This is a genomic window from Pseudonocardia ailaonensis (assembly GCF_039531635.1).
Classification (GTDB): domain Bacteria; phylum Actinomycetota; class Actinomycetes; order Mycobacteriales; family Pseudonocardiaceae; genus Pseudonocardia; species Pseudonocardia ailaonensis.
Genome location: NZ_BAAAQK010000005.1, coordinates 859,987 through 882,727, shown reverse-complemented (window position 1 = coordinate 882,727; position 22,741 = coordinate 859,987). Strand labels below are relative to the sequence as shown.

The window sequence follows — 22,741 nt, the reverse complement described above, 5'->3', positions numbered from 1 at the left end:
CCGTGGCCGACGGGTTCCGGCTCCCGGAGAGCCTGCGCTGGCACGACGGTCGACTCTGGATGTCCGACATGGACGGCGGCGCGGTCCTCGTGCTCGGCACCCGGGGCCCGCAGCGGGTCCTGGACCTGCCCGCCCAGCCCAGCGGACTCGGCTGGGACCCGCGCGGCCGGCTCCTCGTGGTCTCCCAGCTCGACGCCCGTCTGCTGCGGGTCGACGGCGACAGGGCCACCCTCGTCGCCGATCTCGCGCCGGTGATGCACGCCCACGGCGGGGACGTCCGGCCCAACGACATGTGGGTCGCGCCGGACGGGACCGCCTACATCGGCAGCGCCTCCTTCCAGGTCGTCGAGGGCCGGCTCGTCGCCGACGACCGGGTCCCCACCCCGCTGGTCGCCGTGTCGCCGGCGGGCGCGGTGACCCTGCTGACCGACGAGCTCCTGTGCCCCAACGGGATCGCACCCTGCGGGCCCGACGCGATCCTCGTCGCCGAGACCCGCTCGTCACGGCTGGTCGAGGTCCGGCCGGGCAGCCCCACCGTCGTCCGGGAGCACGCACCGTGCGTCGCGGGACCGGACGGCATCGCCCTGGACCCGGCGGGCGGGGTGTGGGCGGCGTTCCCCTTCGCGGGTCGCGTCCAGCGGATCGCCCACGGCGGCGCCGTCCTCGACGAGATCGACCTCGGCCCGCGGATCCCCCTGGACTGCACCCTCGGCGGTCCCACCGGCGACACCCTCTTCGTGGCCAGCGTCGCGGAGATCGACCACCTCGGCTCCTCGCGCACCGGACGCGTCGACGCCTACGACCTCACCCACCGCCAGACGGAGGAACCATGAAGATCGGCCTGATCCACATCCCGTACGTGAGCCCGCACCGCACGAGCCGCGAGACCTTCGAGTGGTCGCTGCGGCTCGCCGTCGAGGCGGACCAGGCGGGCGTCGACGAGATGATGATCACCGAGCACGCGACCGAGGCATGGGAGCCCATCCCGAACCCCGAGCTGGTGATCGCCGCCGCGGCGCTGCAGACCGAACGGATCAGGTTCGCGCCCATGGCGCACCTGCTGCCGTACCACAACCCGGCGTCGCTGGCCCTGCAGGTCGGCTGGCTCTCGCAGATCCTGGAGGGCCGCTACTTCCTGGGCATTGGCGCAGGGGCGTACCCCAACGACGGCGTGGTGCACGGCCACAAGGACCTCGGGGAGAACCACCTGATGCTCCAGGAGGCCCTGGACATCATGCACCGGATCTGGGCCCGCGAGCCCTTCCTGTTCGAGGGCGACTACTTCCGGGCGGGCTTCCCCGAGCCGGTCCCGCAGGGCGGGCCGGACGACGAGGACCACCTGATCTCCGACTTCAGCCCCTGGGGCGGCTCGGTCGACATCGCCGTCACGGGGCTGAGCCCGGTCTCGTCGTCCATGAAGATCGCCGGCGCGAACGGCTACATCCCGGTCTCGGTGTACTCCGGTGCGGCCGCGCTCAAGGCCCACTGGGAGACCTACGCGGAGGCCGCGCGCGGAGCGGGGCTCGTACCGAACCAGCACCTGCACCACGTGTCCCATGACGTGCTCATCGCCGACACCGACAAGGAGGCGAAGCGGCTGGCCGTCGAGGGCGGGCTGGGCCAGACCTGGCAGCGCTACCTGCTGCCGCTGTTCCGGCGGATGCGCCCGGAGCGCTTCCAGGGCTTCCTCGACGCGGTCCCCGGCTCCACCCTCGCGGACGTCACCCCCGAGTGGCTCGCCGAGCACGTCTGGATCGTCGGCTCGCCCGAGACGGTGCGGGAGAAGCTGGAGGCGTTGTTCGAGGAGAGCGGCGGCTGGGGCACGCTCAACCTGCAGACCCACGACTACATCGACGACCCGAAGCCGTGGCTGGAGTCGATGCGGCGGCTGGTCGACGAGGTGGCCCCCAAGGTCGCGCTGCCCGGGACCCCGTCGTCGACGTCGCCGTCGACGGTCCGTTCCTCCTGACCACGGCCGTACCGGAGCAGGTGCGGCTCGGCCGCCCGCCCACACCACGACAGAGAGGTCGGATCATGCAGACACGCGTTCTCGGAACGGAGCTCACGGTGTCGGCCGTCGGGCTCGGCGCCATGGCGCTCTCCGAGCAGAACTACGGCCCGGTCGACGAGGCGGAAGCGGTGCGGACGCTGCACGAGGCGATCGACGGCGGCGTCACGCTCGTCGACACCGCGGAGACCTACGGTCACGACCACGCGAACGAGCTGCTCCTGGGTCGGGCGCTCGGCCACCGCCGCGACCACGTCGTGCTCTCCACCAAGTTCGGCCTGGAGTTCGACGCGCGGACGAAGTCCATCCGGGTCGCGGGCGCCCCGGACACCGTGAAGGCCTCCTGCGAGGCGTCGCTCCGGCGGCTGCGGACGGACCACATCGACCTCTACTACCAGCACCGGGTCAACCCGGCCTATCCCGTCGAGGACGTCTTCGGTGTCCTGTCCGAGCTCGTGGCCGAGGGCAAGGTCCGCTACCTCGGCATGTCGGAGCCCGGCATCGACAGCCTCCGCCGAGCCCACGCGGTGCACCCGATCACCGCTGTCCAGAACGAGTACTCGCTGTTCACCCGGGACCCGGAGACGGAGCTGCTCCCGGTACTGCGCGAGCTCGGCATCGGCCTGGTCTGTTTCGGCCCGCTCGGCCGCGGGGTCCTCACCGGCCGGTTCCGCACCGAGGAGGACTTCCCGGCGGGAGACTTCCGGCGCCTGCTACCCCGGTTCCAGGGGGAGAACCTCCGTCGCAACGTCGCGCTCGTCGACCGGCTCGGCGAGCTCGCCTCCGGCCTGGGCTGCACCAGCGTGCAGCTCGCCCTGGCCTGGCTGCTCACCCGCGGCCCCGACGTGGTGCCCATCCCCGGCATGGAGACCCGTGAGCGGCTGCGCCACAACCTGCATGCTGCCGACCTCGAGCTCGGTGCCGCGACACTGGCCGCGATCGAGGAGGTCATCCCCACCGGTGCGCTCGGTTCCCGCTACGGCGCCCGCTTCGACGAGCTCAGCAACGCCGAGTCGGCCGGCTGACGCGTGCCCGTGCCGAGCGGCCCCGCCAGGAGTGGCTCCCCGAAGCGAGGTCGGCCGTCCTCAACCGAGGTAGGTGGCGGCGAGGACGGCAGCATCCTCGAACTCGCCCGGCTCCCCCGACGCCCGCAGCCGCCCGGTCGCCATCACGTAGACGTGGTCGGCCAGAGGCAGTGAGACGGCGGCGTTCTGCTCCACCAGCAGGATCGACAGCCCTTCCGAGGCGATCTCCTTCATCCGGGCGAGCAGCTCACGGATCACGATCGGGGCGAGACCCATCGAGGGCTCGTCGAGCAGCAGGATGCCCGGCTTCGACATCAGCGCCCGACCGACGGCGAGCATCTGTTGCTCACCGCCGGACAGGGTCCCCGCCTTCTGGCTGCGTCGCTCGGCAAGGCGCGGGAAGAGCGTGTGCACGTAGTCCAGCTGGTCGGTGGTCCCCCGCGTCGTCGCGCCGAGCTCGAGGTTCTCGCGGACCGTGAGCGCGGTGAAGATCTCCCGCCCCTCCGGGACGTGGGCGATGCCGGCCTTGACGATCTCGTGCGCAGACGCCCGCGTGATGTCCTGCCCGCCCGTTCGGATGCTCCCCGCGCGGACGGGGGCGACGCCCGAGATCGCCCGCAGCGTCGAGGACTTCCCGGCGCCGTTGGGCCCCAGCAGCGCGACGATCTGCCCACGGCGCACCTGCAGCGTGAGGCCCTGGACCGCGCGCACCCGACCGTACTCGACCTGCAGGTCGGTCAGCTCCAGCACCGTGTCACGCACCGAGGTACACCTCCCGCACCCGCTGGTCGGACAGGACGACGTCCGGTGTCCCGTCCACGACGAGGCGCCCGCGGTCGAGCACCCAGATCCGCTCGCAGGCCCGCGAGACCAGGCCGACGTTGTGCTCGACGAGGACCACGGTCGTCTCCCGCCCGGTCGTGATCGCCCCGAGGATCGCCTCCAGCCGGGTGACCTCCGCCTCGTTGAGGCCCGCCCCGGGCTCGTCGAGCAGCAGCAGGCGCGGGCGCGACATGAGTGCGACCGCGATCTCGAGGTACCGCAGCTCGCCGTACGCCAGGGACTTCGCGACGACGCCCCGCCGCGACGTCATCCCGACGAGGTCGAGGACGTCCTCGGCCCGTTCCCGGAGCGCGACGTCGGCGCGGTGGTGACGGAACGGCCGGAGGAACGCGGACACCGCGGTACGGCGGTCGACGAGGTAGGCGCCCACCAGCAGGTTGTCGAGCACGGACAGGCTGTCGAACACCGAGGTGTTCTGGAAGGTGCGGAGCACTCCCCGCCGCGCAAGGCCCTCGGGTGGGGTGCCGGTGACCTCCTCGTCGTCGAGCAGCACCGCGCCCGACGACGGCCGGTGCGCACCCGAGATGAGGTTGAACAGGGTCGTCTTGCCCGCCCCGTTCGGCCCGATCAGCCCGTAGGTGCCGGCGGCCTGCATCCGCAGCGAGACACCGTCGACGGCCTGCAGGTTGCCGAAGGACTTCGAGACATCGCGCAGCTCGAGCCCGAGTGCGCCGCTCATCGCGCCTCCCCACCGGCGTCGAGCGGGCGGGTCCGCCGCGTGAGCAGGTCACGGATCGGGGCGACGAGCGACCACAAGCCGTTGGGGACGAAGACCACGCCGAGCGCGAGCACCCCCCCGAACACGAGCAGTCGCAGCGTGTCCGCCGCGCGTAGGGCTTCCGGCAGCACCACGAACAGGATCGCGCCCAGCACCGCCCCGTACACCGACCCGCGGCCACCGACGATCACGATGACGATCGCCCCGACCAGGATCGACACGGACATGTTGTCCGGGCTGACGAACCCCGAGCTGTAGGCGAGCAGCCCACCGGCCACGGCGGAGATCGCCGAGCTGACCATTGCCGCGGTCATCCGCGCCCGGAACGGGGACACTCCCTGCGCGCGAGCGAGTGCCACGTTCTCCCGGACGCACAGCCAGCTGCTCCCGACCCGCGATCGCAGGAGCCGGCGCACGACGCCGACCGTGAGGACGAGCAGTCCCAGCCCGACGAGGTAGACGATGATGTCGGAGTCGAGCTCGATACCGATGTCGCCGAAGCCGAGTACCCCGTAGGAGGGCAGGCTGATGCCGAGCGGGCCCCGGGTCAGGTCGACCGCGTTCTGCACCCAGATGAGCACGATCTGCCAGATGCCGAGACTGATCATCGCGAACTGAGGACCCTCGGTCCGTAGCCCCACGAGGCCGATGAGACCTCCGACGACCGTCCCGACGACCGCCGCCGCAGCGAGCCCGATGAAGATCGATGTCGAGTCGGCCCGGGTGCAGAGCAGCGCCACGGTGTAGGAGCCGGCCCCGAACACCAGGGCCTGCCCCATCGAGAACATGCCGGTCAGCCCGAGCTGGACGTCGTACCCGACGCCGTTGATCGCGTAGATGACGACGAGCACGAGCAGGCCGTGCACGTAGGGCGACGGCACCGCGAACGGCAGGGCGATCGCGACGACCAGCAGGAGCAGCACCCCCACGCGACCGTAGCGACCGCTGCCGCGCGGGGCGGGCGGGCGCGACGGCACGGCCTCCCCGGTGACCTGTTCGGCGGATGTCGTCACAGGGCTGCCTTCCGACGGGCCAGGCCGGCGGGCCTGATGGCGAGCACGAGCACGAGCACGAGGTAGCCGTAGGTGTCGTGGTAGGCGGTGGACAGATAGCCGCTGCCGAGGGCCTCGACGAGGCCGAGCATCAGACCGGCCCACACCGCGCCGGAGATGTTGCCGAGACCGGCGACGATGACGACGACGAATCCCTTGAGGATGATGCTCTGCCCGACCGTGGGATAGACGGCCTCGGCCGCGCCGGCGGTGGCACCGGCGAGCCCCGCGAGCGCGACGCCGACGGTGAAGGTCAGCCGGTGGACGTGCTCCACGCGGATGCCGGTGAGAGCGGCACCGAAGGGGTTCTCCGCGACGGCGCGCATGTGCCGCCCGAGCGGGGTCCGGTAGACCACCGCGAACATCACGACCGCGGTGAGCAGCGCCAGCCCGGCACTGAGCAGGCTCTGGACCGTGATGTGGACCGATCCGGCCGACACCGTGGAGTTGAGCCAGGGGAGGTCGGTCTGCTTCGGGTTCGGGTTCCACACGATCTGGGCGAGCTCGAGCATCAGGTAGCTGAGCCCGACCGTCCCGACCAGGGTGGCGGTCTCGTCGAACCGCACCAGGCGGGTGATGTAGACGCGGGCCAGGAGCCAGCCGAGGAGCGCCGCCCCCGCCACGGCGATCGGCACCCCGACGAGGTAGGGCCATCCGAGCAGGTTCGTCACCGTGTACACGATCAGTCCGGCGACCATGTAGAACTCGCCCTGCGCGAAGTTGATGATCTTGAGGACGCCGAAGACGAGGCTGAGGCCGAGGCCGATGAGGGCGTAGGTCACGCCGGCGGCGAGCCCGTTCACGAACAGCTGGACGAAGGTGCTCATCAGGCGCTCCCCGCTCAGGCCGGACCGGGCACGAGCGCCAGCGGACGGACCGGCGAGCCCGTGGCCCCGCGGAGCCGCAGCGGCGCGACGACCAGGAGGAACTCGCTCACGCCTGCGGCGCACAGCTCGTCGAGCGCGACGGCCTCCATGATGTGGATCCCGCGCTCGACCAGGAGCTGGCGGTGCACCGGCAGCCCCGGCCCGGGCGTGAACTCGAACGCCAGGGTGTCCGAGCCGAAGAGGTCCCCGCCGTGGTCGAGTGCCCACCCCACGGCCTCGGTCCCCGGGCCGGGCGCCTCGTGCACGTCCGGCAGGGCGGGCCAGTCCCGCGCCCAGCCCGTCCGGAAGAACACGGCCGTGCCCGGGACGATCCCGACGTCCTGACGGTGCAGGGCCGCCTCGACCTCGGCCGCCGACACCCGGTGGCCCTGCTCCAGAACGTCCACGCCGAGCAGCGCCGGAAGGTCGAGGACCACCGCCCGCTTGACGATCGGCGCCACGTTCTCGATTCCGAGGCCCGAACCGTGCTCGGGGCCCGGCGAGGGTTCGACCCCGCCGTGCAGCAGCCCGTCCTGGGAGATGTGGGCGAGCCCGTCGATGTGGGTCCCGACGTGCACACCGGTGACGAACATGTCGCAGGACGCGCTGAGCCCGTCGTCGTAGACGACGTCGCCGTGGCGCTTGGTCTGCTGGTAGAGGAAGGGCACGTGCGCGACGCCCCGGGGCACCTCCGGTTCGAGGACGTGCCCGAGGTCGAACACCCTGGCGTCGACGGCGAGCGCGGTCAGGGTGGCGAGTGGTGCCGCGGTGGTCACTGGTCCTGCACCTTCTGGATCTCGCCGTTCACGACGCGCGTCACGTACGGCGTGAGGTTGATCCGCCCGTTGGCGTCGAACACGTTGCGGCCGCGGGCACCCTCGAAGTCGACCTTGCGCATCGCGGCCGCGATCTTCGTCTTGTCGGTCGTGCTGTTCGCGCCCTTCATCGCCTGCGCCACGACCATGATCGCGTCGTAGGAGGTCGCCGAGAAGTACTGCGGGACCTGGTCGGGGTAGGCCTTGCGGTAGTCCGCGGTGAACTTCTGGGTGGACGCGTCGCCACCCGAGGTCGTGTAGACGGACGCCGTCGTGACGCCGTCGAGCAGGCCACCGGCGAGCTTGATCGCGGTCGGCGTGACCTGCTCCCCCGAGACCCACACGAACGGGATCGAGGAGTTGAGCTGCTTGAGCTCGCGCATGATCGTGGAGATCGTCACGGCGCTGCCGGTCACGTAGAGCCCGTCCGGCTTCGCCGCGATCGCCTTGGTCACGATGGCCGAGTAGTCCGTGTCCGTGGGCTGGTAGTAGGCCTCCGAGAGGATCTGCGGACCCTTACCCCCGGACCAGGCGTCCTGGTAGACCTTGAACAGACCTCGGCCGGCGTCGTCGTTCGACAGGACGAAGGCGGCCGTCCTGACCTTCCCCGCCACGTACTTCGTGAGCGGAACCTCCTTGGTCGTGAAGGCCGAGTTCGTCGCGACCACGTTCGGGTAGTTCGGTGAGGTGATGCCGTCCGCGGACGCGATCACCGAGACGAACGGGGTTCCCTCGCGCTTGACCGTCTCGATCTCGGCCAGACCGACGGTGCTGTTGTAGGCCGCCGCGATCGCGTTGTCACCGTTCGCCTGGAACTTCTTGACGGCCGCGACCCCGACCTGAGGGTTCGACTGGTCGTCCTGGATGTCGAGCACGATCTTGCTGCCCAGCACGCCACCCGAGTCGTTGACGGTGGTGGCCGCCAGCTGGGCGCCGCGGACCATCTCGGCCCCCTCGGCGGCGTAGAGCCCGCTCGTCGGGACGGTCATGCCGATCGTCACGGTCCCGCCGGAGGACGGGGAGCCGCCCTCGCCCGAACCGGCGCCGCCGGTTCCGCACGCGGCCACCGTGGTCGCCGCGAGTGCGACCACGCAGAGGGAACGGATGACGCCCGTACGTCTAGCCATGGTGGGTCCTTCCCTCGGGACCGGGTCCGTGCAGGAGGAGGACCGTCGCCCAGCCGGTGATGTGGGTCGTTCCGTTCTGTCTGTCCACGGAGAGCTCGAGATCGACGGCCCGTCCGTCGGAGCGGTCCTCGGCGGCGACGACGCGCCCGCGGTAGGTCAGCACGTCGCCGGGCCAGACCTGGGCGTCGAACCGGACACCGAAGCGGCGCACCGACTCCGGGCCGAAGGTCTCGGCGACGTACGTCCCGAGGATCCCCGCCTGGAGCATGCCGACGGAGAACACGCTCGGATAGCCGGCGGCCCGCGCGACCGCCTCGTCGTGGTGGAACGAGGTGAAGTCTCCGGAGGCTCCCTGGTAGCGCACGATGTCGGTGGCCGTGAGGGGATCGTCGACGAACTCGGTCAGCGTGTCGCCGACCTGCCAGCCGCGAGTGGTGGTCACGACTCCTCCTCCAGGGCGGGCCGGCCGGTCTCGATGGTGGTGTTGCGCATCTCGGCGACCACGTGGCCCGACTCGTCGCGGAACTCGGTGAGGGCCACGACGAACCGCATCGTCCCGCCACGGCGTCCGGTCTTGGTGTAGGTCTTCTCCACGCGCTGCTGGGCGGTGAGGCGGGCGCCGACCTTCGGTGGCGGGCCGCTGAAGACGAACTCCCTGCCTCCGTGCAGCACCCGGTCCGCCTCGAGCCCCTGCCGGGTGTAGGGCAGCGCGTCCGGCGGCGCCCAGTGGAGGAACACCGAGAGGAACGTCGGCGGGGTGACGGCGTCCGGCCGGCGGGAGTAGCCGTCGGTCCCCCGGGTCGCCCGCACGAACTCCCGGAACTTCCCGAGCTCCATCACGACGGGGAACGCGGGACCGTTCCCATCGGTCGGCCGGGTGTCGTCGACACCGGATTCCTGTGCTGCCATGTCCACCCCGAGACCGTCGACGACACCGAGAATGGATCCATGATCTCGGCGTTGAGTACGCGGCCGACAGTAGGGCGGCAAGCCGGTCTCGAACAGATCCTTGCCGCACAGTGGAAACGCGGTGTCGACCTCGGCGACGAGCTCAGGCGGGAGATGGTGATGTATCCATGGACGACAGACAGGCGGCGGCAACGATGTGTGCCACGCGGCCCGGCCTCTCGACCGGCACGAGGTGTGCCGCCCCCGGCACGGCGTGCGCGACGAGCCCGGGCCAACGCTCTCCGAGCACCCCCGCGCTGCGGGGAGGGGTACGACGGTCGAGCTCGCCCCAGATCCCGGTCACGGCGACGTCGCGGGCCGGGCGTGCGTCGTACGTCCGCGCGGAGGCGAGCACCTCGCAGCACCACGCATAGGAGCCGGGATCGACGGCGTCGAGCTCGCTCAGGAACGCGTGGGTGCGATCGGGGCGGGAGGCCCGGTAGGCGGCTCCGAACCAGTGTTCGGCGGCGACCCTGCAGACGCCACGCATCCCCGTCCGGCGGACCTCGCCGGCGCGCCCGAGCCAGTCCGCGGCCCCCGCATCGCTGCCGACCGACGTCACCACCACCGAGTCCAGCCGGTCGTCCCCGGCCACCCACCGCAGGCCCACGAGAGCGCCGAGTGCGCTTCCGACGTAGTGGACCGGCGGCCCCTCCGGGTCCGCGAGCAGCAGGTCCGCCACGCCCTTCCGCACCGCCGCGACGAGGTCGTCCACGGAGAACGAGCCATCGGCGACAGGGCTGTCCCCGTGGCCGGGCAGATCCCAACCCACCGCCGTGCAGCGGTCACCCAGCACCGCCACGACCGGCATCCACAGTGACCGGACGGACAGCCCGAGCGCAGGTCCGAAGACGAGGGTCGGACGGTCCCGTCGGCCCTCGTTGAGCTGTCGCACCACGATGTGCGGCCTCGCCCCGTACACCGGGTCAGCCCGGCGACGGGGTGAGAGGGTCAGAGTCCGACATAGGCGGTCCGCAGCGACTCGGAGGCGAGGATCTCGGCGCTGGTGCCGTCGGCCCGCACCCGACCCTGGTCGAGGATCAGGGCGCGGCGCGAGGCGCGCAGGGCCAGCCGGGCGTTCTGCTCGATCAGCAGCACCGCCACGCCGCGCTCGAGCAGCCGCGGGACCAGGCGGAGGATGACCTCGGTGGTGAGCAGCGGCGACAGCCCGAGCGAGGGCTCGTCCATCACGACGACCCGCGGGCGCGCCAGCAGCGCCTTGCTGATCAGCAGCATCCGCCGTTCCCCACCGGAAAGCGTGCCGGCGCGCTGGTCGAGGCGCTCGCGCAGGCGAGGGAACAGCTCGAAGCACGTCTGCAGGGCAGAACCACCGCCGGAACCACCGAACTCGTCGCTGACGGTGAGGTTCTCCCCCACCGTCATCGAGGTGAAGAGCCCACCGCGCTCGGGGACGAGGGCCAGACCCTGGCGCACGATCTGGTCGCCCCGTTGCCCCAGGATCTGCGTGCCGCCGAGCCGGACCGCCCCGCTCCCCGCACCGCCGATGCCGAGGAGGGTGCGCGCGAGGGTGGTCTTGCCGGCACCGTTGGGCCCGATGACCGCGACGCATTCGTCCGGCGCGACCTCGAGAGACACGGAGTGCAGGACCTGCCGCTTGCCGTAGGAGACCGAGAGGTTCTCGACGCTCAGCATCAGACGCCTCCCGTCCACTGTGGTAGCTCGGATCCGTCGAGGTCTGCCCCGAGGTAGGCGGACATGACGTCAGGGTCGGCGAGGACGACCTCCGGTGGGCCTTCAGCGAGGTTCCGGCCCCGGTCGAACACGTAGAGCCGGTCGGCCGCCCGCGACACCGCGGCCATGTTGTGCTCGATCATGAGGATCGAGAAGCCCCGTTCGCGCAACGTCGCGAAGATGTCCAGCGCCCTGCTCATCTCGACGTCGTTCATGCCGGCCAGCGGCTCGTCCAGGAGCAGGACGCCCGGGAAGACGGTGCAGGCGGTGACGCTCATGGCGATCCCGAGCAGGCGCTGGCTGCCGAACGGGAGCTCGTCGGCGTTCTCGTCGAGGGCGCCGGAGAGGTGGAACCGTTCCGCGATCGTCTCGACCTCCGCGCCTCTGCCGACGTCACGCCCGAAGGTGCGCAGCAGGGTCCGGAACGCGCCCGGCCCGTTCGCGGCCTGGATCCCCAGCCGGATGTGGTCTCGCACCGTTCGGGACTCGAACATCATGTTGGCCTGGAACGTCCGCACCAGTCCGCGGCGGGCGAGCTGCCAGCTCCGCTGACCGGTGACGTCGTCCCCGCGGAAGCGGACGGTTCCGCCCGAGGGCCGCCGCCGCCCGGACAGCACGTCGAGCGCCGTCGTCTTGCCCGCTCCGTTGGGCCCGACGAGCCCCAGGAACTCGTTCTCCGCCAGGGTCAGATCGATCTCGTCGAGGGCCTGGAGACCCCCGAACCGCACCGACACGGCCTCGGCGGTGAGCAGTGTCGTCATCAGGTCCTCCAGCCCAGGGCCGCCCGCACCCGCAGGACGACGAAGAGCAACACCGCGAACACGACGACCCGGTAGTCGTCGAGCGCGTGCAGGTACTCCGGCACGACCGTGAGCACGATGGCCGTGGCCACGGTGCCCCACGCGTTGCCGAGGCCACCGATCGCCACGACGACGATCGCGTTGAAGGCGGTGAAGATGGTGAAGTTGTCGGGGCCGACGAAGCTGATGTACTGCGCGTACATCCCGCCGGCGAGGGCCGCGAGGCCGGCCGAGAAGGCGAAGGTCGCCAGCCGGTAGAAGCCCGGCCGGAATCCGAGGCTCTCGACCAGCACCTCGGAGCGTTTGATCGACTTCAGGACGTTGCCGAACCCGCCGCGCAGCACGACGACGTTGAGCACGAGGACGACCAGCACGACGAGCCAGACCAGGTAGAACTGGCGCACCCCGGACTGGACGAAGATGCTGCCGGGCACCGGGATCCCGTCGAGCGGGGCTCGTGGGATGTTGGCCAGCCCCACCGAGCCGCCGGTCACGGACGTCCAGCCGCCGAACACGTTCGCCAGGAACAGGCCCATGCCGAGGGTCGCGATCGCGAAGCTGAGGGTACGGGTACGCAGCGCCGGGATCCCGACGGCGACTCCGACGGCCGTTCCCGCGGCCGTGGCGACGAGGAGGGCCGGCCAGAAGGACAGGGTGTTCCCCACCGTCAGGATGCCGAGCACGTACGCCCCGACGCCGTAGAAGCCACCGTGCGCGAAGCTGATCTCCCCCGGCCCGCCGATCAGGAGGTTCATCGCCAGGGCGAGGATCGCGAGCAGCCCCGCCGCCGTCGCCACGCGCAGCCGGTACGCGTCCGCGAAGACGAGCGGCGCGACCGCCACCAGCACGATCGCCAGCGGCAGGGCGAATCGCAGCGGCAGCCGCGGCACCGGGATCCGACGCCGCCGGCGGCCCCGCGCCGTGCCGGGCTCGGGAGGGCTGATCGTCTCGGTCACACCCGGGCTCCCTGCACTCCGTTCGGCCGCGCGATCAGCGCGACGAAAATGATCAAGAAGACGACCGCGGACGACCAGGACTGTGAGCCGAAGCCGGCGAGAAGGCTCTCCACGACGCCGAGTGCGAGCCCGACGACGGTCGCGCCGACGACGCTGCCCATACCGCCGACGACCACGATGGCGAACGCGACGAGCAGCGGCTGGTCCCCGAGGAAGGGGGTGATCGGCACGAAGGTCGCCAGCAGCAGACCCGCCAGACCCGCCAGGGCCGTCGCGATCACGAACACCCACCGGTGCACCCAGTCGACGTTGATCCCCGAGATGCGCGCGGCATCGGGATCCTCCGCCACCGCCCGGGTCGCGCGGCCGAACTTGGTGTGCCGCACCGCCCACGCGAGGACGGCCGTCGCCGCGAGGGCGACGACGAGCGCGATCACCCGCTGGACGGACAACGTGACGCCGCCCAGCGACACCGACCCGTCGAGCGGGAAGCTCACCTGCCGGGCGTACTCCTGCCCGAAGAACTTCTGGAAGCCGCCCTGCACGAACTGGTTGACCGCGAACGCGGCGAGCATCAGTGCGAGCTCGCCCGAGCGGCCGAGGGGCCGGTAGACGACCCGCTCCAGCACCAGACCCAGCAGCCCGAGCGCGACGATGACCACCGGGGCCGCCACGAGCAGGTTCCAGCCCATCGCCACCACGAGGGCGAAGGTCAGGTAGGCGGCCACCATCACGAACACGCCGTGGGCGAAGTGCGGGATGCGCAGGACCCCGAACACCAGGGTCAGCCCGACCGCGACCAGGACGTAGAGCGCGCCGAGGACGAGACCGTTCAGCGCGTACCCGACTGCCAGGCCCACGGGCTACTTCACCGACTCGGTGTCGACGATCTTCCCGTTCTCCCACTTGGCGGCCACGAAGTCGACCGAGATCTCGTGGCCGGGGCCGAAGATCACCCCGCCCTGGGCGTTGAGCGGGTAGAGCTGACCGGCGTACGGCTTCAGCTGCTGCAGCGCCCCGATCACCTTGCCGGGGTCCACGGTGCCGGCCTGCGTCAGACTCCCCGCGAGCGCCTTGACCGCCTCGTAGCCGACGAAGGTCAGGCCGCCCGGGTCCGCGTTGAAGCGGCCCTTGTACTCCGTGACCGCCTGCTTGGCAGCGGCACTGCCGTCGGCCTCCAGGTTCGCCCAGGTCGGGGGCGAGACCTCGTAGACGTTCGTCATCGCCGCGGCCGGGATCGCCACACCCACACGGTCGAGCGGGGTGGCGTTCACCCCGGTGATGGGGATGTTCCAGCCCAGCTGCCGCGCCTGCTTGACGAAGAGGAGCTGCTCGTCGGCATACATGCGCAGGAACACGACGTCCGGGTTCGCCGCGCGGATCTTGCCGATCATGGAGGTGAAGTCGGTCTGACCGGTCTGCATCGTCTCCTGCGAGATCAGGTCGATGCCGGAGGCCTGGTAGTCCGCGACGGTCTGCGGCGTGGCCTCCACCTCGCCGGCGTGCTTGATGTCGGTGACGATCGTCGCCCGCTTCGCACCGAGCGCCACCTGGAACTTGATGTTCTGCTTGTTGTACTCGGCGATCGTCGGGTTCATGCGGAAGACGCTGGGCACCTTGGTGAGCGGCCCGAGACCGGCACCGGCGACGATGACGGGAAGATCCTGCTGGTGCTGCTGCAGGAAGGGCAGGATCGCGTTGCCGACGCTGCTGGTGTCCGGCCCGATGAGGAAGTGGATGTCGTCGTTCTCCACCATCCGGGTCAGCTGGGTGAGACCCGTCGCCGGGTCACCGGCCGTGTCGTAGTGCGACACGGCCAGCTTGTAGGAGGTCGAGCCGACCTTCACCCCGCCGGCGGCGTTGACGTCGGAGACCGCCAGCTCGATGCCGTTCTCGATCCCCACACCGATGGACCCGGCGGGCCCGGTGGTCGCAATGAGTGCACCGATCTTGATCGTGTCGTCGGCGCCCGCGCTCTGGCCGCCCTGAGCACAGGCGGCCAGCGTGGCGGCGACCATCGCGGCCAGGGCGACGCGCAGTGCCCGCGACACCGCTCGGGTTCGGGTCATGACTCCTCCTGATCGTGGCCGTGCTGCCGCGCTGCTGCGTTCGTGTCGTCGAGGTGGGTGCCGAACCAGGCGACGGCGGCATCACGTGCCGCGGCGAAACCCGACTCGTACACCGCGTAGTGACCGCCCGTCAGCAACAGGAGCTGCTTCGGCTCGTGGGCGCGTCCGTAGGCCCAGAGCGAGTCGGCGGTCGGGGTCGTGCGGTCCCCGTCGCACACGATCATCAGCAGCGGGGTCGGCGCGATGCGCGGGACGAGCCACCCCGGCTCGTACCCGAAATACCATTCGTAGCTGCGGACCGTGACCTCCGGGCGGTACCCGGTGAAGTGCTCGGGATCGTGGCGGGCGCGGAAGGCGACCGTGTCCGTGGAGCCCGCGCGCGCATAGCCGGCCTCGCCACCGGCGAAGCGTCCGTCGCGGTCCTCGGCCCACCGGGCGCGCATCGCGGCCAGATCGTCCTGCGCGAGGCGGCCGGTCAGGTTGCGCCGGCCGCTGATCGTCTGGGCCTGCGACACCACGCAGGACACCCGGCGGTCGTCGGCCGCGACGGCGAGCACGTGACCGCCCGAGTAGCTCGTTCCCCAGATCCCGATCCGGCTCGGGTCGACGACACCGAGCGAGAGCAGGTAGGTGATCGCGTCGGAGTATCCACGTTGCTGCGCAACGGGATCGAGCTCCTGACGAGGCAGCCCGTCGCTCTCGCCGGTGCAGGGGTGGTCGTAGGACAGGGACACGAACCCGGCGTCGGCGAAGGCTCCCGGGTAGTCGTGCAGGGCGAAGGTCCGCTCGACGAAGGCGAAACCGTGAGTGGACACCACGGCGCCGAAAGGGCCCTCGCCCTCCGGGACACGGAGGGTGCCACGCAGGGTCAGCCCGCCGGACCCGAACTCGACGCGCGAACGGCGGTAGGCGCTCATTCGGCCACCTCGACCGCGGTCCCCGTCCGGGCTTCCCCGAATGCGCCCTCGGCCGTGAGGCTCGCGATCCGCTCCGCGCTCGCGCCGGTCCACTCCGCCAGGACCGGCTCGTTGTGCTCCCCCAGCTTCGGCGGCGGCAGGCGGGTCGCCGCCGTCGAGCGCGACAACCGGGCGACGTGGCCGGGGACGACGAACCGCGTCCCGTCCTCGGCGACCGTGCGGGAGACCATGTCCCGATGGCGGATCTGCGGGTCGGCCATCGCGTCGGCGATGGTGGCCACCGGCCCGAAGGGGATGCCGGCCGCGCCGAAGACCGCGCCGAGCTCCTCGAGCGTCCGGCTCGCGGTCCACCGCTGCACGAGCTCCTCGAGCTCTGCGCTGCGCCGCAACCGGCCCGACAGGGTTCGGAAGCCCGGGTCCCGCAGCGCCTCGATCCCGGTGGCGGTGACGAGCCGCCCGAACATGATGTCGTTGCCGGCACTGATGTAGGCGTGTCCGTCGGCAGCCTCGAACAGCCCGGACGGCGACACCATCTGGTCGCGGTTGCCCACCCGGGCCATCGACTCACCGGTGGCCGCGAGCGCCGGCACGGCGACACCCATGATCGAGAACGTCGCGTCGAGCAGGGCCACGTCGACCGACTGGCCGATCCCCGAGCGCTGCTTCTCGTAGAGCGCGGTCAAGGCGCCCAACGCGGCGTAGAGGCCCGTCACGTGGTCCGCGACGAAGGTCCCGACCATGTGTGGTCCGGTCCCGTCGGTCCCGGTGGCCCACATCAGCCCGGACAGCGCCTGGGCGATCGAGTCGAAGGCGACCTGGTCGCGCCGCGGGCCGGACTGGCCGAACCCGGAGACGGACACCACCACCAGCGCCGGGTTGAGGTCGTCGAGCACCTCGGCCGTCAGGCCCATCTTCGCGAGCGTGCCGGGCCGGAAGTTCTCGACGAGCACGTCGGCGGACGCGATGAGCTCGCGCAGCACCCCGAGGCCCGGGGCACCGCGCATGTCGAGGGTCATCGCCCGCTTGTTCCTGTTGAACCAGGACGTGTAGATGCTCTCGCCGTCGTAGGTCGGACCGGTCCAGCGTCCCGGCTCGCCCCCGGGACCCTCGATCTTGACGACGTCGGCGCCCATGTCCCCGAGGAGCATGGCGCAGAAGGGCCCCGCGATGAACCGCGACAGATCCAGCACGCGGATCCCCCGCAGTGCGCCGCGGCCGAACCCCGGATCGGCGGCGATCATGCGGGCACCCCCGCACGCAGGAAGCCCTGGGGGTCGACCTGCTCGCGGAGGACCGCGAGCTCGTCGGCCGTCGGGTCCGGTGTCGGCAGCGCGGCGGCGCAGTCGAGGTCGAACCCGGTCTCCTCGCGCACCCGCTCGACCGACACCCCCGGGTGGACGTACCGCAACCGCATCACACCGGTCACGTCGTCGAAGTCGAGCACCCCCAGCGGTGTCACGACCAGCGCGGGGCCCGAACCGGGGACCTGCATCTCGGCGCGTCCCGCCTTCCCGCCCGGGTGGCCGACGGCGGAGACGTAGTCGACGCGCTCGACGAACGTCCGCCGGTCGTGCCGCGGCATCATCACGATCTCGCGGCCGTAGAAAGCCATGTGCTCGGTGACCATCACGGGCCCGACGAGCCGGACGTGCGAACCGTCCGGCCGGTCGATCCGCACCGTGTTGACCGAACCGACCCGGTCGATCTGGGCCGCCGAGCAGAATCCGACGGTCACGTCGCTGCGGTACATCGAGTGGATGCCCGGCCAGGTGTCCTTGCGCGCCTCCGACGGCACGTCGTACCAGGACAGCGGAAACTCGGACCGGGGCAGCGCACCGAGGTCGCGAAGGCTGGGGTTGTGGCACCAGCCGGCCATGAACAGGGTGAGGTCGGGCGCATGCGTCAACCGCGCGAGCTGCATGGCCGCCACCGGGATGTAGGTCCCGAACATGGCCGTCGGGCCTCCGGTGGTCAGTCCGGTGAACCCCACGTCGTCGGCGCGCAGCGTCCGGGCGACGAGTACGGCGAGCCGCTCGTGCAGGGACACCTCGCTCACGCGATCACCGCCCAGCGCTCGCGGTGGAACAGCCGTGCCGCACCGACCGTCTCGAGATAGGCCTCGTGGGTCGCGCCGCGGACGTGGTCGTCGAGGAAGCCGTCGAAGGAGTCGGCCCCGGTGGCGGCCGGCAGATAGGTGTCGCGCATGAACTCGTCGTCCACCTCGTAGAAGCCCGGCAGGGCTGTGGGATGGGCGCCCCACGGCGCATGGGCGACAAGCGTCGTCCGGAACGCGGGGATCTGGGTCAGCTGCGGGTTGCGGAGCACGAAGTTGCTGTCCACGACCCGCTCGACGGTCACCAGGACGACGTCGGCGGCGCACGCCATCGTGAGGTCCAGCCCCTGGGGCAGCATCCGCGACTGCGGATAGAGGATGTTCCCGAACTCGTCCGCGGCCGGCGCATGGATGACCGCCACCTCGACGTTCGCCGCCGGCACAGCGTGATACGGACGCCCGGTCAGCGGACACGGGAACGGGACGATCTCCGGGTTGCGCGCCGCGATGTCGGTCCCGACCAGCTGCGCGACCGGCACGAACGTCAACCCCTCCTGCCCGGCCCGGAACCGGTCGAACGCGACGCCCTCGGAGTAGTCGACGACCTCGACCGCCCCCGCCTCGGCCGCCCGCCGGTAGTTGGGCGCCAGGCCGAACTCCTCGAGCCCGACGTAGGCCGTCTCGATTCGGCGCACGGCCCCGGCCGCGACGAGGACGTCGACCTCGATGCCGTTGCTCGTGCCGACGACGACCAGCTCCCGGGAACCGCGCCGGACCAGTTCCCGCACGGCTGCCATCGGCTTGCCGAACATCGGGAAACCGCCGAAGGCGATCCGGCAGCCGTCGGGCACGCGGGCCGCGAGATCCTCCAGCGCGACGAGCTTGACCGTGCGCGATGGCCGTCCGGTTCGGGCGGCTGTGGCCACGAGCGTCCTCCTAGCACTCCGGTGTGCAGCGATCACGGGTCGAATGCGCCTACGGAGGCTCCATGGATCCATCCGGATCCGTATCGGCCGGTTCGTCCAGGCAATTCGTCGTCCGCGTGCAGAGGCTACGACGGCAGATGTATCCATAGCAAGGGGCGGTCACCGTCGATCTGCTGTACGGTCAGCACACTCCTCGGGCGGGTGGCATCGCCGCGTGAGGGGCTTCCACCCGCACGAACCGACTACGCTGTCGTTCGGTCGCGCGAGGGAAGGCACGTCGCGACTCATCGAACGCCGAGGGGACATGTATCCAGAGGAGAGCCGGAACGGGGTGGAAGTCGCCAGCCATCGTGTGGCGCGGGAGATCCGGGAGCGCATCGTTACCGGCGACCTGCCGCCCGGGACACGCATCTTCCAGGATGAGCTGGCCGACGAGTTGCACACCAGCCGGATCCCGGTCCGGGACGCGCTGCGCATTCTCCAGTCCAACGGCCTGGTGACGCTGAAGTCCAACCGTGGCGCGTGGGTGATCAAGCTGTCCCACCGCCAGTACGACCTCAACTACAAGATCCGCGAGGAGCTCGAGCCGCTCCTCATCGCCGAGAGTCTCGCCCAGATCACCGACGAGGACGTGGCGGCGATCGTGGAACTGCAGCGCCGCATCGAGGAGGGGCCCGACGACGCGACCTATCTCGCCCTGGACCGCGAGCTCCATTTCAGGACGTACAAGGGGCACGAGGGTGAGCTGATGGACACGGTCACCCGGCTCTGGGACACGACGGCCCACCATCGCCGCATGTTCACCAAGCTGTCCCGACCGACGCTGCAGGTCGTGTTCAACGCGGAGCACCAACTGCTGATCGAGGCGCTGCGCAACCGCGACGCCGAGGACGCCCGCGCGATCCTGGCCATGCACATCCGGCGGACGCGCAGGAGCCTCGCGCAGCATCCGGAGATCTTCGAGTAGCCGGCTTTCCCGGCCGCGTCACCCGGCCGCGAACCGCGGGGACCGGTGCTCCCGGCGCGCCGCGAGAGCCTCGGCGACATCGGGCCGGCGCAACGACTCCGCCATCGGGGCGAGGGAGCGGTGGACCGCGGTCTCCATCGGCAGGGTGGTGTCGGCATAGAGCTGTCGCTTCATCTGCCGCAGGGCCCAGGGAGAGCAGTTGTCCGCGACGTCGTTCGCCCAGGCGAGGGCTCGCGTGAGCACCTCACCCGCGGGCATCGCCTCGACCGCCAGCCCGATGCGCGCCGCCTCGTCGCCTCGCAGAGTCCTGCCGGACAACAGGATCTCGACCGCGCGGCTCATCCCGACCACCCGCGGCAACAGCCACGCCGTCCCGTGCTCGGCGATCAGGCCGAGCCGGGCGAAGCTCGTGACCAGCTTGGCGTCCTCGGCGACGAAGGAGACATCGGCGCACAGCATGAGCGCGAAGCCGATCCCCGCGGCCGGCCCGTTGACGGCCGCGACCACCGGAGTGCCCAGCTCCAGCACGGCGGTCGGGAGATTGTCGAGGGTGCTGCGCTGGTGCGCCGGCCGATCAGCCGCACCTGCCAGGGCCGCGGTGTCGGCCCCCGCGCAGAATCCGCGACCCGCACCGGTGACGACGATGACCCGGACCTCCGGGTCGCGGTCGAGCGCCCGGAGCCGCTCGACCAGGTCGACCCGCATCTCGAACGACAGGGCGTTGAGCACCTCGGGACGGTTCAGCGTGACCACGGCGACGCGGTTCTCGACGCCGGAGGAGATCTCGGGGCGGGGGTCCTCAGACGACACCGTCACGCTTGAGCTCCTCGATCTCGTCGGGCATGAGGTGGCACAGGACGCGCAGCACCTCGTCGGTGTGTTCGCCGAGCGCCGGCGGTGGACGTCGGAGTGTGGCGGGCGACGCCGAGAGCTTCGCGGTGATGCCCGGCACCGCGCAGGCACCCAGGGTCGGATGAGGCATGGTCACGAGGAGCTCGCGGTGGCGCACGTGATCGGACGTGACCACCTGGTCGATGGTCGCCACCGGCCCGTACGGGATCCGCGACCTCTCCAGCAGCTCGCAGACCTCCGTGGTGGTGAGCTGCGACGTCCACGCCTCGACGACCGAGGCGAGCGCGTCCCGGTTGGCCACCCGCATGGCCGGCTCCGAGAACTCCGGCGCTCGCAGGCGCTCGTCGTCAACGGTCGCGGCGAGCGAGGCGAACAGGGCGTTGCTGCCCGCGCTGAGCCAGACGTGGCCGTCGCGGGTGCCGAAGACCTGGGACGGCGCGGTGAAGCGGTCCCTCCGGCCGATCGGGGGGAGCCGGGTTCCGGTCTCGGTGAAGGTCGGCACCGTCAGACCCAGCACCGAGAACAACGCGTCGAAGAGCGCGACGTCGACCTGCTGACCCTCACCGGTCGCCTCGCGCGAGCGCAGGGCCGCCAGCACGCCGATGGTGCCGTACAGGGCCGCAAGATGGTCGGCGACGAACGCACCGGCGAGCAGCGGTCCGGTGTCGTCGGTCCCGGTGAGCGACATCAGACCGGTCATGGCCTGGATCACCGAGTCGAAGGCAGCCCGCTCCCGCCAGGGGCCGTCCTGCCCGAACCCCGACAACGAGGCGACCACCAGCCGCGGGTTGAGCTCACGGAGACGATCGGCCGTCAGACCCATCCCGTCGAGGGTGCCCGGGCGGAAGTTCTCGACGAGGACGTCCGCCTCCGACACCAGGGTCTCGAGGACCGCGATCCCCCGCGGGTCGCGCAGGTTCAGCTCGATCGCCCGCTTATTCCGGTTGTACCAGTTGGAGTACAGACTGTTTCCCGCCTCGTCGCGGGCGATGTGCCGGGCGTCCTCACCGCCCTGACGCTCCACCTTGACCACGTCCGCGCCGAAGTCCGCGAGCAGCATCGCGCACATCGGACCGGCGATGAACCGGGAGAGATCGACGACCCGGATCCCGTCGAGCACGGGCGGCATCCCCGTCACCGGGCGACCGGCACGAGGTCGCGGCCGAGCAGCTGCAGGGTGGTCGACGCGAGCTCGGCGATCTCCCCGGGCGACGGCGGTGCCGTCTCGCCCTCGACCACGACCGCCGCGGGAGGACTCGCCGCGGGGCCGGTGAACGGGACGCACACGCGCCAGCGCCCACCGTCCCCACCGCGAGCGGCCGCCCACCCTCGCGCGCGGATGCCGGCGATCTCCCCGACGAGCTCGTGAGCGCCGCGCCGACGACCGGCGGTGCTCGTGGCCCGTCCCGGATGAGCACGGTCGACGGCTCGGTCCACGATGTCGAGGAGAGCGTGCGCTCCCCCGGCCTGCTGGGCGTAGAGGACCCGCCCGACGATCGACCGGACCATCGGCACACGATCCCCGATCCGACGGTCGACACCGCCGGGGTGGGCACTCGCGACACAGACTGCATCGATGCCCTCCTCGACGAAGACGAGCACGTCGAGGCCGGTCGAGCCTGCGATGGCGGCGGCCGGCGCGGCCACCGCGCGTCGCAGGTCCAGGACCGGGTCACCGATCGCGGCAGCCCATCTCACCATCGTGCGGCTGAGCCGGTAGTACTCGCCGTCGCGGACGAGGAAGTCCTCCACCACGAGGCTGCGCAGGATGCGAAGCGCCGTCGACACCGGGAGCGCGGTCGACCGGCTGACGTCCGCGAGGGTCAACTGCGCGTCGCGGGGCAGGAAGCACTGCAGGACACCGTGCATGCGGTGGATCGTCTGCAGCGCGGAGTCCGGCGGCGACGGCGCTGCCAGGGCCGGCGCGCTCACGCCGCGGCCACGGTGACGTGACGAAACGCGGGAGCGGTGACGACCGGAGCGCCGACGGGTCCGTCGACATCCGCCGGGACCACCTCGAGCCGCGCGATCTCCCGGACCTGTCCCTGCTCGACGCTCATGGGTGTCCCTTCGTCGGGCCGCGAGGCGCTCCCTCGCGCAGCGACAC

Annotated in this window: 26 protein-coding genes; 4 read left to right on the top strand and 22 right to left on the bottom strand. The window is 71.2% G+C overall.

The window, feature by feature from the left end; all coding sequences use genetic code 11:
- The first annotated feature begins 2 nt into the window (after positions 1-2).
- From ABD324_RS12990 to ABD324_RS12980, 3 genes are all read left to right on the top strand, one after another.
- Positions 3-833: an SMP-30/gluconolactonase/LRE family protein gene (locus ABD324_RS12990; RefSeq protein WP_344415939.1), complete on the top strand. Its 831-nt coding sequence runs from the start codon at positions 3-5 to the stop codon at positions 831-833.
- Positions 830-1,969, top strand: a complete 1,140-nt coding sequence (locus ABD324_RS12985; protein ID WP_344415937.1) for an LLM class flavin-dependent oxidoreductase — start codon at positions 830-832, stop codon at positions 1,967-1,969. The genes ABD324_RS12990 and ABD324_RS12985 overlap by 4 nt, the downstream gene beginning before the upstream one ends.
- Positions 1,970-2,034: 65 nt before the next feature.
- The gene (locus ABD324_RS12980) at positions 2,035-3,033 is read left to right on the top strand and encodes an aldo/keto reductase (protein ID WP_344415934.1); all 999 of its coding nucleotides are present in this window, start codon (positions 2,035-2,037) and stop codon (positions 3,031-3,033) included.
- 60 nt (positions 3,034-3,093) lie between these two features.
- Here the strand turns inward: ABD324_RS12980 and ABD324_RS12975 are convergent, their stop codons facing one another.
- The 18 genes from ABD324_RS12975 to ABD324_RS12890 all read right to left on the bottom strand — a co-directional run bounded on the left by ABD324_RS12975 (position 3,094) and on the right by ABD324_RS12890 (position 18,815).
- A complete protein-coding gene (locus tag ABD324_RS12975) occupies positions 3,094-3,795 on the bottom strand; it encodes an ABC transporter ATP-binding protein (protein WP_344415932.1) in 702 nt (233 codons plus the stop codon).
- A complete protein-coding gene (locus ABD324_RS12970) occupies positions 3,788-4,555 on the bottom strand; it encodes an ABC transporter ATP-binding protein (RefSeq protein WP_344415929.1) in 768 nt (255 codons plus the stop codon). The genes ABD324_RS12975 and ABD324_RS12970 overlap by 8 nt, the downstream gene beginning before the upstream one ends.
- Positions 4,552-5,607 (bottom strand): branched-chain amino acid ABC transporter permease, encoded by a 1,056-nt coding sequence (locus tag ABD324_RS12965; protein ID WP_344415927.1) that lies wholly within the window; start codon positions 5,605-5,607, stop codon positions 4,552-4,554. Before ABD324_RS12965 ends, ABD324_RS12970 begins: the two co-directional genes overlap by 4 nt.
- Complete coding sequence (locus tag ABD324_RS12960; protein WP_344415925.1) at positions 5,604-6,473, bottom strand: branched-chain amino acid ABC transporter permease; 870 nt, start codon at positions 6,471-6,473, stop codon at positions 5,604-5,606. The genes ABD324_RS12965 and ABD324_RS12960 overlap by 4 nt, the downstream gene beginning before the upstream one ends.
- Positions 6,474-6,487: 14 nt before the next feature.
- The gene (locus tag ABD324_RS12955; RefSeq protein ID WP_344415923.1) at positions 6,488-7,288 is read right to left on the bottom strand and encodes a cyclase family protein; all 801 of its coding nucleotides are present in this window, start codon (positions 7,286-7,288) and stop codon (positions 6,488-6,490) included.
- Positions 7,285-8,454 (bottom strand): ABC transporter substrate-binding protein, encoded by a 1,170-nt coding sequence (locus tag ABD324_RS12950; RefSeq protein WP_344415920.1) that lies wholly within the window; start codon positions 8,452-8,454, stop codon positions 7,285-7,287. Before ABD324_RS12950 ends, ABD324_RS12955 begins: the two co-directional genes overlap by 4 nt.
- Positions 8,447-8,896 (bottom strand): MaoC/PaaZ C-terminal domain-containing protein, encoded by a 450-nt coding sequence (locus tag ABD324_RS12945; protein WP_344415918.1) that lies wholly within the window; start codon positions 8,894-8,896, stop codon positions 8,447-8,449. The genes ABD324_RS12950 and ABD324_RS12945 overlap by 8 nt, the downstream gene beginning before the upstream one ends.
- Positions 8,893-9,363, bottom strand: coding sequence for an FAS1-like dehydratase domain-containing protein (locus tag ABD324_RS12940; RefSeq protein WP_344415916.1), 471 nt, complete (start codon positions 9,361-9,363; stop codon positions 8,893-8,895). Before ABD324_RS12940 ends, ABD324_RS12945 begins: the two co-directional genes overlap by 4 nt.
- 142 nt (positions 9,364-9,505) lie before the next feature.
- Positions 9,506-10,324 (bottom strand): alpha/beta fold hydrolase, encoded by an 819-nt coding sequence (locus ABD324_RS12935; protein ID WP_344415914.1) that lies wholly within the window; start codon positions 10,322-10,324, stop codon positions 9,506-9,508.
- Positions 10,325-10,353: 29 nt separating this feature from the next.
- Positions 10,354-11,055, bottom strand: a complete 702-nt coding sequence (locus tag ABD324_RS12930) for an ABC transporter ATP-binding protein (protein WP_344415912.1) — start codon at positions 11,053-11,055, stop codon at positions 10,354-10,356.
- The gene (locus tag ABD324_RS12925; protein WP_344415910.1) at positions 11,055-11,855 is read right to left on the bottom strand and encodes an ABC transporter ATP-binding protein; all 801 of its coding nucleotides are present in this window, start codon (positions 11,853-11,855) and stop codon (positions 11,055-11,057) included. The genes ABD324_RS12930 and ABD324_RS12925 overlap by 1 nt, the downstream gene beginning before the upstream one ends.
- Positions 11,855-12,850: a branched-chain amino acid ABC transporter permease gene (locus ABD324_RS12920; RefSeq protein ID WP_344415908.1), complete on the bottom strand. Its 996-nt coding sequence runs from the start codon at positions 12,848-12,850 to the stop codon at positions 11,855-11,857. Before ABD324_RS12920 ends, ABD324_RS12925 begins: the two co-directional genes overlap by 1 nt.
- Positions 12,847-13,710 (bottom strand): branched-chain amino acid ABC transporter permease, encoded by an 864-nt coding sequence (locus tag ABD324_RS12915; RefSeq protein ID WP_344415906.1) that lies wholly within the window; start codon positions 13,708-13,710, stop codon positions 12,847-12,849. The genes ABD324_RS12920 and ABD324_RS12915 overlap by 4 nt, the downstream gene beginning before the upstream one ends.
- Positions 13,711-13,713: 3 nt before the next feature.
- A complete protein-coding gene (locus tag ABD324_RS12910; protein ID WP_344415904.1) occupies positions 13,714-14,919 on the bottom strand; it encodes an ABC transporter substrate-binding protein in 1,206 nt (401 codons plus the stop codon).
- Positions 14,916-15,836, bottom strand: coding sequence for an alpha/beta hydrolase (locus ABD324_RS12905; RefSeq protein ID WP_344415902.1), 921 nt, complete (start codon positions 15,834-15,836; stop codon positions 14,916-14,918). Before ABD324_RS12905 ends, ABD324_RS12910 begins: the two co-directional genes overlap by 4 nt.
- On the bottom strand, positions 15,833-17,077 hold the full coding sequence (locus ABD324_RS12900) for a CaiB/BaiF CoA transferase family protein (protein ID WP_344415900.1): 1,245 nt from the start codon (positions 17,075-17,077) through the stop codon (positions 15,833-15,835). Before ABD324_RS12900 ends, ABD324_RS12905 begins: the two co-directional genes overlap by 4 nt.
- Positions 17,074-17,892, bottom strand: coding sequence for a CoA-transferase (locus ABD324_RS12895; RefSeq protein ID WP_344415898.1), 819 nt, complete (start codon positions 17,890-17,892; stop codon positions 17,074-17,076). Before ABD324_RS12895 ends, ABD324_RS12900 begins: the two co-directional genes overlap by 4 nt.
- Positions 17,889-18,815 carry a CoA transferase subunit A gene (locus ABD324_RS12890; RefSeq protein ID WP_344415896.1) on the bottom strand — a complete coding sequence of 309 codons (927 nt, stop codon included), beginning with the start codon at positions 18,813-18,815 and terminating at the stop codon, positions 17,889-17,891. The genes ABD324_RS12895 and ABD324_RS12890 overlap by 4 nt, the downstream gene beginning before the upstream one ends.
- A gap of 214 nt (positions 18,816-19,029) precedes the next feature.
- On the opposite strand from ABD324_RS12890, the gene ABD324_RS12885 reads away from it, so the two are divergent.
- Entirely contained in the window at positions 19,030-19,782 is a 753-nt protein-coding gene (locus ABD324_RS12885) for a GntR family transcriptional regulator (RefSeq protein ID WP_344415894.1), read from the top strand.
- Between the two features lie 18 nt (positions 19,783-19,800).
- Here the strand turns inward: ABD324_RS12885 and ABD324_RS12880 are convergent, their stop codons facing one another.
- The 4 genes from ABD324_RS12880 to ABD324_RS12865 are packed head-to-tail and all read right to left on the bottom strand — an operon-like array spanning position 19,801 to position 22,694.
- Positions 19,801-20,598 carry an enoyl-CoA hydratase-related protein gene (locus ABD324_RS12880; RefSeq protein WP_344415892.1) on the bottom strand — a complete coding sequence of 266 codons (798 nt, stop codon included), beginning with the start codon at positions 20,596-20,598 and terminating at the stop codon, positions 19,801-19,803.
- A complete protein-coding gene (locus ABD324_RS12875) occupies positions 20,582-21,763 on the bottom strand; it encodes a CaiB/BaiF CoA transferase family protein (protein WP_344415890.1) in 1,182 nt (393 codons plus the stop codon). Before ABD324_RS12875 ends, ABD324_RS12880 begins: the two co-directional genes overlap by 17 nt.
- Before the next feature lie 5 nt (positions 21,764-21,768).
- Entirely contained in the window at positions 21,769-22,566 is a 798-nt protein-coding gene (locus tag ABD324_RS12870; RefSeq protein ID WP_344415888.1) for a helix-turn-helix domain-containing protein, read from the bottom strand.
- Positions 22,563-22,694, bottom strand: coding sequence for a hypothetical protein (locus ABD324_RS12865; RefSeq protein ID WP_344415886.1), 132 nt, complete (start codon positions 22,692-22,694; stop codon positions 22,563-22,565). Before ABD324_RS12865 ends, ABD324_RS12870 begins: the two co-directional genes overlap by 4 nt.
- Between the last annotated feature and the right edge of the window lie 47 nt (positions 22,695-22,741).